This is a genomic window from Marinobacter bohaiensis (assembly GCF_003258515.1).
GTDB classification, from domain to species: Bacteria; Pseudomonadota; Gammaproteobacteria; order Pseudomonadales; family Oleiphilaceae; genus Marinobacter_A; species Marinobacter_A bohaiensis.
On the sequence record NZ_QGEH01000001.1, the window covers coordinates 945,276 to 962,492 of the forward strand.

Consider the following 17,217-nt stretch of genomic DNA (forward strand, 5'->3'; position numbering starts at 1 on the left):
TTTGTTCATCTTTCAGGCCGATCCTCGCCACCGTCCGGGTCCAGCAGGCGGGGACCGGCGCCGTCTTCCGCCAACTGATCGCCCGGGTTTCTCAGCCGGCAGGCGTCCACCGACAGGCAGCCACAACCGATGCAGTCGCCGAGCTGGTCGCGCAGTTGGGTCAGTTGCTCAATGCGTTCGGTCAACTCCTCGTGCCACTGGTTTGAAAGTTGCTTCCAGTCTTCGGCGGTCAGGCTGCGGTTGGCGGGCAGGGCGTCCATGGCCCGACCGATCCCGGCGAGGGGGATGCCGAGCTTCTGGGCCACCTTGATCACCGCGAGGCGACGCAGAACATCGCGGTGAAACCGTCGTTGGTTACCTTCGGTGCGCCAACTCCGCACCAGGCCCTTGTGCTCATAGAAATGGATCGCGGACACGGCCACGCCGCTGCGCCGGCTGACCTCGCCGATGGTGAGCGGCTTGTGTCGATCCACGGATTTTATTGTGGTCATTGAATTCTCCAATGATAGCCGTAATTGACCTCAAGTTTAGTTGAGGTTCTAGGCTACCCGTCAATCCTGGACACACCAGGGACATCGAGACGAGGGAGAATGCCATGAGGAAACCAATACGCATCGGGCTGGTCATGGGTAGAGTCCGGGAGGGACGTCTTTGCGACACGGTGAGCGCCTGGGTCATGCGAACACTGCAGGGGAACGGTGATCTGTCGCTGCGGGTGATCGACCCGCTGCGGCTGGGTAGCGCCGATGCCGAGCATCGGTTAGGGCAGCAACTGGACGCCGTGGACGGTTTTATCGTGGTGACGCCGGAGTACAACCACAGCTTTCCCGGGCCGTTGAAACAGCTGATCGACACGTTCTTCCATGAGTGGCAGGCCAAGCCGGTGGCCTTCGTCAGTTACGGCGGACTCTCCGGGGGCATTCGTGCGGTGGAGCAGCTGCGGCTGGTGTTCGCCGAACTCCACGCGGTCACACTGCGCGATGCGGTGGCCCTGCCGCAGGTCTGGGATCGCTTCGATGCGTTCGGGGAATTGAACGATGCCGGCCGGACCACCGCCACGCTGGAGCGCATGGCGTCGCGGCTGGCCTGGTGGGCACGGGCCATGCAACGGGCCCGGGCGGAAGAACCTTATGACCAGGCGGTGTGAGGCGCGGGTGTCTCGCATGGCTGGCGATCGAATTCGAAAGGAAAACAGGTAACGGGGAACCGTAAATGGATGAATCCTATCTGTACTGGGTGACACCGGCGACGCAGTGGAGCGCTATTTGCCGTGGCAGCGGTCAGTCCGGCACTGGGCCCACCGTCATCGAGCTTTGCCGCCGCCAGGCGGTGGAGTCGCAAACGGTCCGGCAATTCCGGCCCGGTGACTTTCCCGTCGCCGTGGCGCTGGATCGCGCGGCGCTGGAACGCCGCCGGCCGGAACTTGCACTCGCCTCGGGTCCGTTTACCTGGCCCCACGGGCTCGAACGGGAATGGATCGCCGGGGTCCACATCCTGCTGCTGGAGGAGCGCGACGGGGTTTTGTCCTGTCGCATGAAGGCCGAGCCCATGGCGCGTCCGTCTCGAAAGGGCACGCGCCGCCAGGGATCTGTCGAGCCCGGCTGCGCAGGTCGGAGCGACATATCCGCCCGCTGCGTTTGCTGACACAATAGCCGACTTTGTGCGGACAATCGGACGGCAAGGCCTGCAGCCGGTCGCCGTCCGGTTTCCGGGAACGTCAGGACGACGCCGCTGGACGCTGTCTGCTGTGCCACGGCCAGCGGTGTCCCGAATCAGGGATGCGCATGCAGCACAAGGTCTGGATCGACTATCTCCGCGTCATCGCCATCGTGGCGGTGATTGCCATACACGTCAGTACCGTTTTCTATAAACAGCTCGGCGAGATCAGTGGCTTCGACTGGTGGTTCGCCAACCTGCTGGATTCCGCCAGCAGGTTCTCCGTGCCGTTGTTTGTCATGGCCTCCGGTGCCGTGCTGCTGGGTCGCGAGATCAGCCCCGGGACCTTCCTGCAGAAACGCGCCTGGCGTCTGCTGCCGCCACTGATTCTGTGGAATCTGGTGTACCTGGTGGCGGGGTATTTCCTGTGGAACCCGGACCAGCGTTCGCTGCTGGACATGACGCTCACCATGGTCCGTGCCGGACATGCCTACGGGCATCTCTGGTACCTCACCATGTTCACCTGCCTGATGCTGTTCGCGCCCTTCGTCAACCAGTACCTGCGCGGCGAGGCGCCGCGCGGCGTCGATCTGCTCTGGCTGGCAGGGCTGTTCGTGCTGTTTGCGCTGATGACCCAGGGCTCCGTGCTGGTCAGATATGTGGCCGACTCGGAGATCAAGTGGTTCGCGGTCTTCCCGCTGTACCTGCTGTATTTCGTCGGTGGCTACGCGCTGGACCGCTACGACGACCGGCTGCGATGTCCCGCTGCCGTGCTGGTGGGGATCGTGATCGCGACGGTTCTGGTGGGCGCCCTGGGCAACTGGCTGCTGTTCCGCCACACCGGGCTCGACGAGGACTTCCTGGTGCTCAGTAATCGTGGTCTGCTGGTGATTGCCTGCACCTTCGCCATCTTCCGGCTGCTGCGCCAGAATGCCCATCGGCTGAAGCCCCGGGCGTCGATCAGTGCCTGGTCCGATGCCAGTTTTGGCATTTACCTGATCCACCCGCTGATCATCTTCGCCACCCTGCCTCTGAGTCGCTACTTCGATGGCATGCTGGCGCTGTTCATGGTGCTGGACGTGGCAGCGGTAGCGCTGGTCTCGTTCCTGATCGTGCGGCTGATGCGTCGTTTTGCCTGGTTCCGGCGGGTGAGCTGATCGCACGCGGCGGACGTACCACTCCCGTCCGCTGCATCATTTGCGGCCCAACCTTTATAATGACGGCGTGCGGGCGCCGGTCCGTCGCCTGTTTAACCGTCAGCAGAAGGATTGCCCATGCCCTCATCGCCGGGTCGCCCGCGTTCGCTGTTCACCGTCGTACTCCTGTTACTGACGGCGATGTTCGTCTATGCCTGCAGTCAGGTGCCCACCTACGATAACCCGCAGCCGCTGGTGTCCCTGAATCAGACCTACGACTATCAGCAGGACATCCGGCCCATCTTCGAGGCCAAGTGCATTGCCTGCCACGGCTGCTACGACGCCCCCTGCCAGCTCAAGCTGACCAGCGCCGACGGCCTGCTGCGAGGTGCCTCGACGTTACCGGTCTACGATGGCGGACGACTCGAAAACATGACGCCGACGCGTCTCGGCGTGGACGCCCAGACGCCGGCTGAATGGCGCCAGAAAGGCTTTTTCTCGGTACTGCATGGGGATGTGGGCGACGTCGAGTCGGCGTTGGACGGGCGCGACACCTCGGTGCTCTATCAGATGCTCGCCCTGGGCCGTCAGAACCCGTTGCCGGCCAACAGCCGGATTCCGGACGACGTCAACATGGGTATGGCGCGTCCGCAGAGCTGCCCGTCGCTGGTGAACTTCGAGGACTATGCCGCAGGGCACCCCTTCGGCGGTATGCCATTCGCCAGCGCTGGCCTGACCGAGCAGGAGTTCCGGACCCTGGAAACCTGGATCGCCGAAGGCGCGGTGACCGAGCCGGCCGCCTACGAGCCGGGCGACGCCGAGCGCCAGGCCGTGCAGCGCTGGGAGGATTTCTTCAACGCCGGAGGCGAGCGCCATCGACTGGTGTCGCGCTACCTGTTCGAGCACCTGTTCGCCGCGCATCTGAATTTCCCGGACATCGACGGCGCCCATTTCTACGAGCTGGTGCGCTCCTGGACACCGCCGGGCGAGCGTATTCTGCCGGTGGCGACGGTACGCCCCAACGACGACCCGAAGGGCCGTTTCTATTACCGCCTGCAACCGATCACCCGCACCATCGTCGAGAAGACCCACATCACGTACGATCTGGGCGAGACCCGCATGCGGCGCTTCCAGTCCCTGTTCTTCGAGCCGGAGTGGCAGGTGGGCGAGCCGCCGGGATACGGCTATGAGGCGCGCGCCAACCCGTTCCAGACTTTCGCCGCGATCCCGGCCAGATCCCGCTACCAGTTCATGCTGGATGACGCCGAATACTTCGTGCGCAATTTCATTCGCGGCCCGGTGTGCCGGGGACAGGTGGCCACCGACGTGATCCGTGACCAGTTCTGGACGGTGTTCGAGGACCCGGACCAGGAAGCCTACGTCAACGACGCTGCCTATCGCGACAGCGTCACGCCGCTGCTGGGTTTGCCGGGGCAGGATAGCGACCTGCTGGCGCTGGGCTCCGAGTGGCTGGGCTATAAGCACAAGCGCAACGACTATCTGGAAAAGCGTGAGGCCCACTACGCCCAGCGCAAACCGGACGGCGCGACCCTGGACGAGATCTGGGACGGCGACGGCTGGAACCGGGACGCGCTGCTGACCATCTTCCGTCACCATGACAGCGCGTCGGTGCGGCGCGGTCTGCACGGGCAGGTGCCGCGCACCATCTGGGTCATGGATTATCCGTTGCTCGAGCGCACCTATTACGAGCTGGTGGTAAATTTCAATGTGTTCGGCAGCGTGTCGCACCAGGCGCAGACGCGGCTCTACTTCGACCTGATCCGCAACGGCTCTGAGCACAATTTCCTCCGCTACATGCCGGCCGACGCCCGCCAGCCGATCTACGATCACTGGTACCAGGGGGCCGCGGCGATCAAGAACGCCATCACCTACACCGACCTGGATCGGCAGACGCCGTCCACCCTGGATTTTTCCAGCCTCGGCCAGCGGCCGGACGAGCGCGCCCTGATGACCCGTTTCAGTGAACTGCTGACCCAGCGCGCTGCGGACGTGGCCGGCCCGCCGGATACTCTCAACCGCTGCAGCGGATCCGGTTGCGACCGGCCGGGCATCAGTGTCGCGCAACGCCAGGTTGAGGCGATCCTGCGGCCTTTGACCGGGGAAACCGGCGCCACCCTGCCGGCGATCAAGCAGCTTCCCGAAGTCACCTTCCTGCGGATCACCGACGGCGATCAGCGCTGGGTGTACACGCTGGTCCATAACCGGCTGCATGAGAACGTGGCCTTCATGTTTGCCGAAGACAGCCGGCTCACGCCGGAGGAGGACACGGTAACCGTGATGGAGGGAACGCTCGGCAGCTACCCGAATTTCAGCTTTGATATCCCGCTCGAGGACCTGGATGTGTTTGTCTCGGCCCTGTGCCGGGTGGATAGCCGCGATGGATTGCACGATCTGGCCGCGCGCTGGGGCGTACGACGAACCAGCCCGCAGTTCTGGTCGATCCTGGCGGATTTCAGGCGCTACGTGGAGGACACCGATCCGGAGCAGGCGGGGATTTTCGACGTGAACCGATACGAGAATCTCTGATGCTCTGCAAGCAGGTGCTCTGAAAACATTGGAGTGCGGCAGGGCCTGCTGGCCCCGCCGCTTCGGTTTGCCAGGCCGCTATCGAGTGGCCATCGAGTCGCTCTCGGCCGCGCTGACCTGGAACTGACTGGTCAGCTGCTTGAGTTTATGGGCGGCGCTGTGGGTGGTCTCCGAACTGGCGTTGAGCTCGGCGATGAGCCGGTTCATCAGGGTGGCGCCTTCGGCCACGCCGGACGTCTGCTGGCTCTGGGACTGGTTGGTCTGCTCGATCCGGGCGATGGCGCCGAACAGGGCCTCCACCATCTGATGCAGGGCGTCGTTGTCCTCGGCGGCGGTCTCGGCCTGTTGCAGTCGTTGCTCCATCTCGCTCATGCCGCTTTCCATGGTGGTCACCGCCTGGCGGGTGTCCTCCTGCACCCGTTGTAGCCGTTCCTCAATGTCCTGGGTTGCCTTGGTGGTACGACTGGCGAGTTGCCGCACCTCGTCGGCGACCACCGCAAAGCCGTTGCCGTGTTCCCCGGCCCGGGCCGCCTCGATGGCTGCGTTCAGCGCCAGCAGGTTGGTCTGCTCGGCGATGGCGCTGATCTCCGCCGCGGTGCGGGTGATTTCCTCGGTGCTGTCGCTGGCGCTGCGGATGCTGCCGGCGGATTTGCTGACAACGTCACGGATACCCTGGGCCTCGCGGTTGATCATGCCCAACTGGTCCCGCGCCCGGGCCACCACGCTCTCCATGCTGGTGCGCATCTGCTGGGCGGTTTCCGAGGCGTTCTCGATCTCGTGTTGCTGCTGGCGGGCGCCGTCCACCATGCGTTCGATGTCCTGCATCACCTGCTGGATGTTGTCGTCGGCCACCCGATTCTGGTCAAGCAGGTCGTTGCTGGCGGAGCGGGAGTCCGTGGCCAGGGCGATGACCTGACCGACCATACCGTCCAGGCTGTCGATAAAACTGTTGATCCAGCGCGCCAGGTCGCCGGTCTCGTCCCGCTTCATGGCGGTCACGTCCAGTCGCTGGCGCAGATTGCCGCCGCCTTCGGCGATGTTGCGGATCACGTCCGCCATCGACGCCATGCGATGGGCCAGCGGGCGCGCACTGGTCAGCCGGAACACGCCGATGCCCAGCAGGGTCAGGCCGACCTGGGCGGCGACGTTGATCCAGAAGCCGACGCCGGTAGACAGCAGGGCGACCTGCACCAGGCACAACAGCGTGGCGAACAGGCCGAAGCTCCGGGTCAGTTGATAGGACACCGAGCGGCGCCGGTAGACTTCCTCCAGATCACCCTCGCACATCATGCCCCAGCGGTCCGGCGACCCCGGCAACTGGAAGGTCACGCCCTTGCCGATGACCGGGAAGTGGCGGTAGTCGGAGTAGCCCGGGTATTTGACGTAGAGGTTGTCGCCCCGGGCGATGGTCTCACGTACGCCCGGGTGCAGCTGGCCGGTGGCCGGGTCGGTGAAGCGGATCTCGAACTCGGTGTGCTCGCGGATACTGACCACGCCGAAGCCGGTGTCGATCCCGTCCTTGAGGTTGTCGCCGTGGCTGAAGGTGGCGTCTTCGAAGCGTGAGCGGGACAGGGCCGCGCCCTGGGGAATCGACGGATCGAACTGACTGTCGATCATGAAGATGTAGTTGTCGCCGGATTCCTCAAACACGTGGCCCGCTTCGCGCTGGATCAGGTCGCTCATCACGTCGTTGGGAATGCGGGCGCACAGCGCGCCGCGTTCGCCGTTGGGTCCGGTCAGCGGCTGGTAGAACATCAGCGTTACCGCGTCGTGGAAACGGGATGAGGTGGGGCCCAGCTCCAGGGTCACCGGGTCGCGGTAGGGGCCGTGCAGGAAGCGGTCGTTCAACCCCTTGCTGACCGCCTTTTCGTTCAGGTCCCGGGCGCCGCAGCGGCGTTCGGTGGTGGACGCGATGACCCGGCCACTGTCATCAATGACGAACAGTTCGGACACCTCGCCCAGGCGGGCGGCGGCGCCCGCGAGGATGTCTCCGGTGGCATCGGGGAAGCGGGGCTCCAGGCGCTCCCGGAAACTGTCGAGGAAACTCCACTGACTGTCGGCCCAGCGCTGCAAAGCATTGACCCGGGTCGTGGCGATGCCCTGGAAGACCCGTTCGTTGTTGGCGTATCGGTCCCGGTTGAGGAAACAGGACCAGCCCATGGCCAGTTTGCCCATGCCGCCAAACCATGGCAGCCAGCGGCGCTCCTGGGTTGTCAGGTGCATGGTGTCACTTTTCAGAGTCATCGTGAGATTCGCCTCCCGTACAGCGGACTCGCCGTGGCACCACAATAGGGCGAGCCGGAAAAACATCGTGTCGTCGTTGTCGTGGCTGCAAGCGCCGGCATTCGGGCGTGTCCTGCAACATGTGAGGCTTTTGCAAACTTCAGGCCGGCCGGAGGATGGCGAAAAATAACGTGACACTCGTCACAAAAATGGGTGTCGAGATCTATGATGGTGCGATCGGCTAATAAAGAAACATTGCGTGATTTATTTTGGTGCGATGGATTGGGGCCGCGGAGGTTGGCCTCGCTCCCGGCATCCGCCAGAATAGCGGGAACGCGAAAGGATTACGGAAAATCACGCCATTTCGCGTATTTGAGGTCGATGTCCGCCGAATCATCCATACTGGTAGGGCGGTCGACCGCCTGCCCGGCGGTCCCGACAGCTGTTGCAAACCGGAATCAAGAGAGCGCGTGTGACTTCCTCCCAGATCAAGGAACGTATCGAGGCCCTGGAACAGTGGGTCCTGGCCAACCCCAATCCGCCCAGGCACTGGCCCTGGACCTGGCTTTATCGCGCCGGGCGGACCGTTTACGCCGTGGCCCGGGACGTGATCAACGGCCAGCTCACCCTGCACGCCATGAGCCTGGTGTACACCACACTGCTCAGTATCGTGCCCCTGCTGGCGCTGAGTTTCTCCGTGCTCAAGGCCATGGACGTGCACCAGCGCATCCAGCCGTTGCTGTTCCAATTCTTCGAGCCGATGGGGCCGAAAGGCATCGAGCTGGCGCAGCAGATCCTGGATTTCGTCGATAACATCAAGGTGGGGGTGCTCGGTTCGGTGGGCCTGGCGTTGCTGGTCTACACCGTGATTTCGCTGGTGCAGAAGATCGAGCGCTCCTTCAACATGATCTGGCGGGTGCCGCAGATGCGCTCCATGGCCCAGCGCTTCAGCAACTACCTCAGCGTGATCATGGTGGGGCCGCTGTTGATGGTCAGTGCCATCGGCATCTCGGCGGCGATCTTCTCGTCCACGGTGGTCCAGAGCCTGATGGCGGTTGAGCCGCTGGGGTCGGTGGTGGTTTTCCTGAGCCGCTTCACACCGTTCTTTCTGGTGGTGATTGCGTTCACCTTCACCTACGTGTTCATGCCCAACACCCGCGTGCGGGTACGCTATGCGCTGGTGGGCGGGCTGCTGGCCGGCATCGCCTGGCAGGCCGGGGGTTTCCTGTTCGCTTCGTTCGTGGCGGGGTCGGCCAAGTACGCGGCCATTTACTCGAGTTTTGCCATCGGTATCGTGCTGCTGATCTGGCTGTACCTGAACTGGCTGATCCTGCTGATCGGCGCCAGCGTGGTGTTCTACCTGCAGAACCCCGGTTCGGTGTCCAAGCGTTACCGGGTGCGGTTCTCTCCGGAACTGCAGGAGCAGGTGGCGCTGGTGATGATGTGGATGGTGTGCAAGCCGTTCAGCGAGGGGCGGTCGGCGCCGCAGCAGGAGGCACTGGAACAGCAGATGGGCGTGCCCGCGGAAGTGACCCGCCGGGTCAGTGACAAGCTGATTCGCGGCGGCGTGCTCAACCTCGCGGGCGCCGGTGGCGACGGCCTGGTGCCCGCCAAGGACCTGGACCTGATCACCGTTGACGAGATCCTGCATGTGGTGCGGGCCGACGAGGAACACCTGGTGCGGCGCCTGCCCCGGGTTTTGCCCGAATCCCTGAAGGCCCGCGTCAGCCGGGATGCCCGTACCATGTCCGAATTGGTGAAGGGCCCGCCGGCCTGACGTCCGGCTTCAGGTGCGCTGGGCGTCGCGCAGCATGTTGAGGAGGAGGGCGCGGATGCGCTCGAACTCGTCCGGCGCGAGGGCGAGCGCCTCGACCAGGACGTCCTCCGGCAGGTTGCGCTGGTGGGCATCGCGCAGTACCTCCCGGGTCCCCAGGATCATGCCGTCGTTGAGCGGTGTGTGGGTGCGGCCCCGCACCGGGCGCTCGGTGCTCAGCAGGTGGGCCTGGTAGCGCGGCGGCAGGTTCCAGGCCACCGCCAGCAGGCGAGTCACGGTCCAGTCGTTGGCGCGCAGCGCGGCGTGGATCACGGCCGGCTCCGGCGCGGCGCCGTCCTGGCGCTCGCGGTAGAGCCGCACCACTTCCCGGTACAGGGTCAGGTGGGCCATGGCCGGAATCAACCCCACCAGGAAGAAGGCGTTGCCGTCGTCGCCCCGGGCGTTGGCGATCAGTTCCGCCGAACGCGCGCAAGCCAGGCCCCAGCGCCAGACGCGCTGGGCGAACAGCGCCTCGTGACTGTTGCGGGCGGTCATCATCGGGCGCATCACCGCCGCTGCAGCGACGCTGCGCACGCCGTCCAGCCCCAGCCGGAAGATGGCCTGCTCCACGGTTTCGATGAGGTGTTCGCCGGGCCGAAAAAACGGGCTGTTGGACATGTGCAGCAGCTGGTCGGTCAGCGCCGGATCCGCCAGGATGATCTCCGCCAGTTCCTTGCGACTGACGTCCTCGTGGGTCAGCGCCCGCAGCAGCATGGGCAGCACGTTGGGCTGACGCGGCAGTTCGTTGAGGGCGCCGCTGCGTAACTGGTCCGCGAGAGCGGTGAGGACGACCGGCGTCATCGGTGTGTCGCGCTCGATCGTGGCGGGTCCGGCGTCCAGCAGCCAGCAGAAGAGGTGGTTTTCCAGTTGATCCAGGGCGCTGTGGGAAGGCTGGTTGTCCGGGTCGGGCCCGTCCGGTGCGTCGGGCTTTGTATCGAGAGGCGGCGCGGTTTCAGGAACCGACGCCGGGATCTTGGGTTTCAGCCAGTTGAACAGGCGCCACATTCGTTGGACCTCGGAAGCCTTTATTGCTCTTGTCAGCCACTGGTCGGCAACCGCCAGCCGCTGTTTTCAGGATAGCATCGCGAACGATTCGAATCGTCACAGTCCGTCAAATAGTGCGACAGATTCTGCGTGCGAACAATGCGGCTTCCGGCTAATCGCGCCCACTCAGAATCCGGCCAGGCGCTCCCCGAAGACAAACACGAACTGAGCCACACCCGCCGCAAAACCCAGGGCGGCCCCCACCAGGATCAGCTTGATCTCGTCTTCCTGGAAGCAGGGCCGCAGCAGGTCCTGGAACTCTTCCGAGCTGAGCGCCACCATGCGCTCGACCATGATGCTCTCCACCGCCTCGGCGCGGTCTTTCTCGAACACCGGGTTGTGGAAGGAGGTGGCGGAAATCTGCAGCGCCTTTTCACCCACCTGCTGCTTGAGGGTGGCGAAGCCGGTGGGCCCGAAGGCCATCTGGGTCAGGGCTTTGCCCATGCCGGCGGTTTCGTCCACCAGCGGCTTGATGTGCTTCTTCACCATGTTCTGGGCGCGTGCGCCGTTGGGGCCGTTGAGCACGGCGTTGATGATGTTGCCCACGGTCAGGATTTCATGGGTGACGATGTGGCAGAAGGAATCGGCCACTTCGCGCTGGCGCTTGAGGAACAGCCCCTGGATCCGCACCGGCCCCACGGTGTGCTCATGCAGGGGGCGGAAGATCACGTTCAACGCAATCCAGTTGGTGGCCCAGCCCACCAGCAGACCGAAGAACGGGAGCACCCACCAGGCCTGGTAGACGTACCACACGGCCATCTGCACCAGGCCGAAGAGGAAACCGAAGTAGAGGCCTGAATTGACGATGAAGCGGAACTCCTTCTCGCCGCACTCGAGGAAGATGCGGTTGAGCAGGCGCTTGTCCCGGGCCAACTGGTCGATGACCATCCCCTTGATGTCCAGCAGCCCCTCGATGTTGGCGGAGAGGTCGTCCACCAGGTTGCCGACCAGGCCGGGAATGGCCTTGCGCACCCGCTCGTACACCATGTTGCGGGCGGACTGGGGCAGATTCTCCCAGAAGGTGGGGTACTCCCGCAGCATGAGCTCGTCGACGTATTCCTCGGTGCGCGGTTCGACGGTCTGGATCACGTACTCGCCCAGCACTTCCGGGTCGATCTGCTGGAAGATCTCCTGCACCGTGCCGATCTTGGAGATGGTCGCGTCCACGCTCTTGGCGGCCATCTTGCGCGCCTTGGAGGGGATGATGCCCTGCCAGCCCCAGATGGGCCGCGCGCCGACGAATTCCAGCGGGTAGAAGGTCATCTTGATGGCCAGCCAGTTGGTGACCCAGCCGATCAGCGCGGCAATCACGGGAATGCTGAGGTATTGCCAGAACTCGGGGCGGTGCAGCAGGTCGGTCATGTAGCGTCTCGTCGGTCCGTGATCGTTCTGTCTCTTTGCGTTCTTCTGGTTCGGCGCCGCATCGTTGTAGCTGCGCAGCCTGGGCCGGAATCATCTTCTGTGGCCCCCGGGCCGGTGTCAATGACGCTGCCGCGTCGCATGCCGGTCAGCAGGATCAGTGGCCGGAGGGCGACTCCGCTGCCGCGTCCCGCCGCAGGCGCGCGGTAGCGCTCTCGATCAGCGACAGCAGCACCGGCACCACCAGCAGGATTAGTACCGTGCCCACCGCCAGGCCGAAGGCGATGCTGACCGCCATGGGGATCAGGAACTGGGCCTGCAGGGAGGTTTCGAACAGCAATGGCAGCAAGCCGCCGATGGTGGTCAGGGATGTGAGCAGGACCGCGCGCAGGCGCTGGCAGGCGGCTTCCACCAGGGCTTCCCGCGCCGGCATGCCGCCCTCGCGCAGGGACTGGTAGAAGGTCACCAGGATGATGGAATCGTTGATGACGATACCCGACAGCCCGAACATGCCGAACAGAGACAGGATGGTCAGGTCGATACCCAGCAGCAGGTGGCCGAGAATGGCACCGCACAGACCAAAGGGAATGGCGATCATCACCGCCAGCGGCCAGCTGTAGGCTGAAAACACCCAGGCCAGGATGATGTAGATCAGCGCCAGCCCGATCGCCGCCCCGGACAGCATATCTTCACCCGTCTCCCGCTGTTCCTCGGCCTTGCCCTCGAAACGGGTAAGCACGCCGTAGCGACTTTGCAGTTCCGGGATCACGTCCGCCTGAAGGTCCGCCACCACCTGGTTGGCGTTGGTGACTTCCGGGTCCACATCGGCGGTGACGTGGACCCCGAGCTGGCCGTCGGTGTGCCGCAGCAGCGCCAGCCCGCGACGGGATTCCAGCCGGATGATGTTGGCCAGCGGCGTGGTGGCCCCGTCGGGCGTGACGATGGGCAGGGTGTCCAGGGTCTGCTGCAGATCGCGTTCCCGGCGCGGCAGCATGATGCGCACTTCCACCTCGTCGTGGCTGTCGTAAAACACCTGCAATAGCTGCCCGTCCAGCGCCGCGCGCATCTGGCGGCCCACATCGTCGACGGTCAGCCCCAGGGACTGGGCCAGCGGCGTCAGGGTGAAGACATACTGCTGTTTGCCCCACGGCAAATCATCGAGGATGTCGTTGAGACCGGAGTAGCCGCGCAGGGAGGATTTCAGGTCTTCCGCCGCCTGTTTCAGAGTGCTGGCGTCGGCACCGGTGATGAACACGTCCAGCGGCTTGCCCGGCGGGCCGCCCTGGGGGCTGGTGATCGACAGTTGCTCGATGCCCGCCCGCTGCGGAAGGGTTTCGCGCCAGGCGCCGATGAACTGCGGGTTGCGCACCTCGCGCGCATCCGGGGCGATCAGCTCGACGGATACCATGGCGTACTGCTCGCCGCGTTCGGTGCTGCGCCCGCCGTCAAAGGAACCGCGATTCATTTCCAGCACCGCCACCTTGACCAGATCGTCGTCCCGGTCGCGGCCCGTCTTGAGTCGTTCGTTGGTCTGCCAGAGAGCCTCTTCCATGCGCCGGCCGTAGGCTTTCACCTCGGAAGGCGGTGTGCCGGCGGCGAACTTCACGCTGGCGACGATGCGGGTGGATTCCGGCGTGGGGAAGAAGGTGAAGCGCACGTGGCCGGTGGCCACCACGGTCACACACAGTCCCAGTACACAGGCGGTGGCCACCAGCACGGTGAGGCGGTTGTTCAGGCTCCATTCGGCAAGCGGCCGGAACCGGTGGTCGCGGAAGCGGTTGAAGGCACGATCCAGGCGCTCGCGTAGCGGTTTGTCGCGGCGATGGTGGTGACGCTGGAAGGTCGCGCGCAGGTGGCCCGGCAGGATCAGGAAACTCTCGATCAGCGAGGCGATGATCACGCAGATCACCACGAACGGAATGTCCCGCAGGATCTGGCCGATGATGCCGCTGACCAGCATCAGCGGCAGAAAGGCGGCCACCGTGGTCAGCGACGAGCTCATCACCGGCACCAGCATCCGACGGGCGCCGCCCTCGGCGGCCTGCAGCGGGCCTTCGCCTTTCTGGTAGTGGGTCATGGCGTCTTCAGCCACCACGATGGCGTCGTCGACGATGATGCCCAGCGCCATGATCAGAGCAAACAGGCTGACCATGTTGATGCTGCCGCCGTTGAACCAGAGGATCGCCAGGGTGCCCATGAACGAGATGGGAATCCCCGCCGCCACCCAGAAGGCGATGCGCCCGTTGAGGAACACGAACAGGATGCCCACCACCAGGATCAGCCCACCGAGGCCGTTCTTGAGCAGCAGGTTGATGCGCTCGACGATCAGCTCGTAGTTCTCGTCGAACGTGATCAGCTGCACGCCCTCGGGCAGGTCGGGGCGGGTCTGGTCGAGCCAGTCGAGCATGGTGCCGGCGGAATCCAGGGCGTCGCTGGTCTCCGCTCGCTGCAGCTGCATCAGAACGGCGGGCTGGCCCTGGTAGAACAATTCCACCGCGTTATCCTTGGGCCGCAGCGTTACATCGGCGACGTCGCCCAGGGTCAGGCGTCGACCGTCGGCGGTGGTGATGATGGGCATGTCCAAAAACTGCGATGCCGTACGGCCTTTCTCCAGACTGCGGATCTCGCGGGCGGATTCCTCGTCGCCGACGGTGCCGGCGGGGATGTCCTGGCTCTGTCCCACCACGCGCTGGCCCAGCTGCGGCAGGGACAGCCCAAGATCGCCGATGGCGGCGCTGGGCACCTCGATGGCGATTTCCCGCTCCGGCAAGCCGGTCATCTCCACCTTGGCCACGCCCCGGTCGAGCAGCTCGTCCTCGAAGCGGTAGGCCAGCGGACGCAGGGCCTCCAGCCGCACCGGGCCGGTCAGGATTAGGCTGGCGATGGGCTCGTTGCGGATGTATTTGCTGACCTCCGGGCGCTCGGCGTCGCTGGGCAGGTTGCGGACCAGCCCGACGTGTTCGTTGACCTGATCCAGAGCGATGCCCATGTCCGAGTTTTCTTCATACTCGATCACGATGCTGCTGTAGCCCACCGACGAGGTGGAGCGCATTTCCTTGACGTTATCGAGGTTGCGCAGCTCCTGCTCCAGCGGTGTGGTGATCGACCGTGCCACGTCCTCGGCGCTGGCACCGGGCCAGACCACGCGCACGGTGATGAAGTCGGTGGCGAAGTTGGGGAAAAACTGGCGGTTGAGGCCCGTCAGCGCGTAGATGCCGGCCAGCAGCAGGATCAGCATCAGCAGGTTGGCGGCGACCCGGTGCTGGGCGAAACGGCCCAGCAGGTCGCGCCGGTGGAGGCCGTGCGGATCAGTCACCGTCCGTCTCCGGGGACCGCACATCCACCCGCAGCCCGCCGATGGCGTTGGGCAACTGGGTGGTGAGGATGCGGTCGCCGTCGGTCAGGTGCGACGAGCGTATCAGCAGGTGCTGGCGGTCGCTGTTGAAGTGGGTGCCGACGACCTCCACGTCCAGCGATTCCAGCCGTCCCTCCTGGATGCGGAACAGGGTGCGCTCGTCGTAGAGCGCCGCGACCGGCACCGAGAACAGGTCCGGCTGCGCGGGTAGCTCCAGGATCACGTCCAGGGTGCGGTTGAGGGCGGCGTCGGGCGTCTCGCCGCGAAAGCGGAACAGGGCGTCCACGCCGCCGGCACCGCGGTTGACCTGTCCGGACAGGCGTTGCAGCGTCAGGGGCCGCGTGTCGCCGCCCAGTTCGGTGGTGGCGCGCAGGGACTGCCCCGCAGCCAGGGCTGACTGGATCGGCCCGATGTGCGGCATGGGCACCTGGGCGCGGATTTCCAGGGCGTCGTCGGCGTAAAGACTCAGCAGCGGTTCGCCGGGCCGGACCCGTTCGCCGGGGCTGACGTCGATGGCGGTGATTACCCCGGCAAACGGGGCGCGAATGCGGGTGCGATCGAGATCCAGGCGGGCCTGTGACAGCAGCGCCTGGGCCCGCTCCAGCCGGGCCTGCAGGGCCTTGAGGCGGCTGTCGTGGTTGGCCACCGCGAGCTCGCGGTTAACCAGCGAGATCTCCGCCGCCTGCACCGCTTCCCGGGTCTGATCCATGCGCGCCTGGCTGTTCAGGTTGGACTCCGACAGTCGCTGTTCCCGCTCCAGCGAGCGTTGCGCCAGAGCCACCAGCGAGCGTTCCCGTTCCAGCAGGCGCTGGTCGGCCCGGTACTGGTTGCGTTCCTGCTCGATCTGGCTTTCCAGTTCCGCCACGTCGGCCTCGCGCTGGTCCACCAGCAGGCGCACTTCGGCGGCGTCCAGCTCGATCATGACGTCGCCCTGGGTCACGCGCTGGCCTTCCAGCCGGGGCAGCCGGGCGACGTCGGCGGTGACCGCCGCACTCAGGGTCGACTGGAACGGGGTTTCGATGCGGCCCAGCAGGCGCAGTTGGGGGGAGCGGGAAGCCGATTCGATGGTGGCGGCCTGGACTGGCCAGCTTTTTTCAGCGGCCGGCGTTTCCGGTGGCGAGGGGCGCGTGGCCACCAGCAGCGCGATCACGGCGCTGGCGATAACGACCAGCAGCAGGGGCAGCAGGTAACGCTTGCGGCCCGATGTACCCATGGACTGTCGCACGGACGGATCTCTCTGCAACGATGGCTGTGGCGCGGGTTGGAGGCCCGCCTTTTCTTGTTCGTTATGGTGGTTCTGGTGCGTTATTGTGGCCTGTTTTGGCGTGCCCGGTCAGGCACCCGGGGACTGGCCATCTCCCCAGAGCCAGTGACAGATGGCGAGGGCCGCCACCGGCGCGGTTTCAGTACGCAGGACCCTCGGGCCGAGCGCGGCGGGCAGGAAGCCGGCGTCTTCGGCGCGGGCAATTTCCTCGGCGCTGAGGCCGCCTTCCGGACCCACCAGCAAGGCCATCCGCTGCGGCGTATCGAGCCCGGCCAGGGACTTCTCGGTACGGTGGTGCAGCACCAGGCGCAGGTCGTCCTCGACGGTCTGGCGGAACCAGTCGTCGAGATTCGCCACCGGCTCGATGGTCGGTACCCGGGCCCGGCCGCATTGCTCGGCGGCGCTGATCGCCACCTGCTGCCAGTGGCGCAGGCGTTTGTCCTCGCGGTCGCCCTTGAGTTTCACCTCGCAGCGTTCGCTGACCAGCGGGGTAATGCGGGCCACGCCCATTTCCACACTTTTCTGGATAGCGAAGTCCATGCGATCCCCCCGCGACAACACCTGGCCCAGATGCACCTGCAGCGGCGACTCGCTGGCATTGGTCACCGGTTCGCCCAGCCGCGCCCGCACGTGCCTTTTGCCCACGTCCGTCAGGATTGCAGGATAGTCCCGACCGTCGCCGTTGAACAGTTCGATCGACTGCTCCGGCTGCATGCGCAGTACCCGGCCCACGTGGTTGGCGGCGTGATCGTCGAGCTCAATGTCCGCGCCGGCGGTCAGGGCCGCCGGGGTGTAGATCCTGGGAATGCGCATGGTGGTG

The 17,217-nt window shown here is 65.2% G+C and carries 12 protein-coding genes; 5 read left to right on the plus strand and 7 right to left on the minus strand.

What is annotated here, in order from left to right:
* Window positions 1–5: 5 nt before the first annotated feature.
* On the minus strand, window positions 6–482 hold the full coding sequence (gene soxR, locus DKK67_RS04225; RefSeq protein ID WP_407657828.1) for a redox-sensitive transcriptional activator SoxR: 477 nt from the start codon (window positions 480–482) through the stop codon (window positions 6–8).
* A 113-nt stretch (window positions 483–595) separates the two neighbouring features.
* On the opposite strand from soxR, the gene DKK67_RS04230 reads away from it, so the two are divergent.
* From DKK67_RS04230 to DKK67_RS04245, 4 genes are all read left to right on the plus strand, one after another.
* Window positions 596–1,147, plus strand: coding sequence for an NADPH-dependent FMN reductase (locus tag DKK67_RS04230; RefSeq protein ID WP_111494702.1), 552 nt, complete (start codon window positions 596–598; stop codon window positions 1,145–1,147).
* A gap of 65 nt (window positions 1,148–1,212) precedes the next feature.
* A complete protein-coding gene (locus tag DKK67_RS04235) occupies window positions 1,213–1,644 on the plus strand; it encodes a hypothetical protein (RefSeq protein ID WP_111494704.1) in 432 nt (143 codons plus the stop codon).
* A 140-nt stretch (window positions 1,645–1,784) separates the two neighbouring features.
* The gene (locus DKK67_RS04240; RefSeq protein WP_162628736.1) at window positions 1,785–2,813 is read left to right on the plus strand and encodes an acyltransferase; all 1,029 of its coding nucleotides are present in this window, start codon (window positions 1,785–1,787) and stop codon (window positions 2,811–2,813) included.
* Window positions 2,814–2,930: 117 nt separating this feature from the next.
* The gene (locus DKK67_RS04245; RefSeq protein ID WP_111494708.1) at window positions 2,931–5,339 is read left to right on the plus strand and encodes a fatty acid cis/trans isomerase; all 2,409 of its coding nucleotides are present in this window, start codon (window positions 2,931–2,933) and stop codon (window positions 5,337–5,339) included.
* A 78-nt stretch (window positions 5,340–5,417) separates the two neighbouring features.
* Here DKK67_RS04245 and DKK67_RS04250 read toward each other — a convergent pair whose 3' ends face one another.
* Window positions 5,418–7,583, minus strand: a complete 2,166-nt coding sequence (locus DKK67_RS04250) for a methyl-accepting chemotaxis protein (protein ID WP_111494710.1) — start codon at window positions 7,581–7,583, stop codon at window positions 5,418–5,420.
* A 451-nt stretch (window positions 7,584–8,034) separates the two neighbouring features.
* Here DKK67_RS04250 and DKK67_RS04255 point away from each other — a divergent pair, with 451 nt between their 5' ends.
* A complete protein-coding gene (locus tag DKK67_RS04255; protein WP_111494712.1) occupies window positions 8,035–9,339 on the plus strand; it encodes a YihY/virulence factor BrkB family protein in 1,305 nt (434 codons plus the stop codon).
* Window positions 9,340–9,348: 9 nt separating this feature from the next.
* Here the strand turns inward: DKK67_RS04255 and DKK67_RS04260 are convergent, their stop codons facing one another.
* The 5 genes from DKK67_RS04260 to DKK67_RS04280 form a co-directional block, all read right to left on the minus strand.
* Window positions 9,349–10,380, minus strand: coding sequence for an HDOD domain-containing protein (locus DKK67_RS04260; protein WP_111494714.1), 1,032 nt, complete (start codon window positions 10,378–10,380; stop codon window positions 9,349–9,351).
* A gap of 165 nt (window positions 10,381–10,545) precedes the next feature.
* Window positions 10,546–11,781: a DUF445 domain-containing protein gene (locus DKK67_RS04265; RefSeq protein WP_111494716.1), complete on the minus strand. Its 1,236-nt coding sequence runs from the start codon at window positions 11,779–11,781 to the stop codon at window positions 10,546–10,548.
* Window positions 11,782–11,935: 154 nt separating this feature from the next.
* Window positions 11,936–15,094, minus strand: coding sequence for an efflux RND transporter permease subunit (locus tag DKK67_RS04270; protein WP_228160508.1), 3,159 nt, complete (start codon window positions 15,092–15,094; stop codon window positions 11,936–11,938).
* Window positions 15,087–16,358 (minus strand): efflux RND transporter periplasmic adaptor subunit, encoded by a 1,272-nt coding sequence (locus DKK67_RS04275; RefSeq protein WP_162628737.1) that lies wholly within the window; start codon window positions 16,356–16,358, stop codon window positions 15,087–15,089. The genes DKK67_RS04270 and DKK67_RS04275 overlap by 8 nt, the downstream gene beginning before the upstream one ends.
* 108 nt (window positions 16,359–16,466) lie before the next feature.
* Window positions 16,467–17,210: a 16S rRNA (uracil(1498)-N(3))-methyltransferase gene (locus DKK67_RS04280; RefSeq protein WP_111494722.1), complete on the minus strand. Its 744-nt coding sequence runs from the start codon at window positions 17,208–17,210 to the stop codon at window positions 16,467–16,469.
* Between the last annotated feature and the right edge of the window lie 7 nt (window positions 17,211–17,217).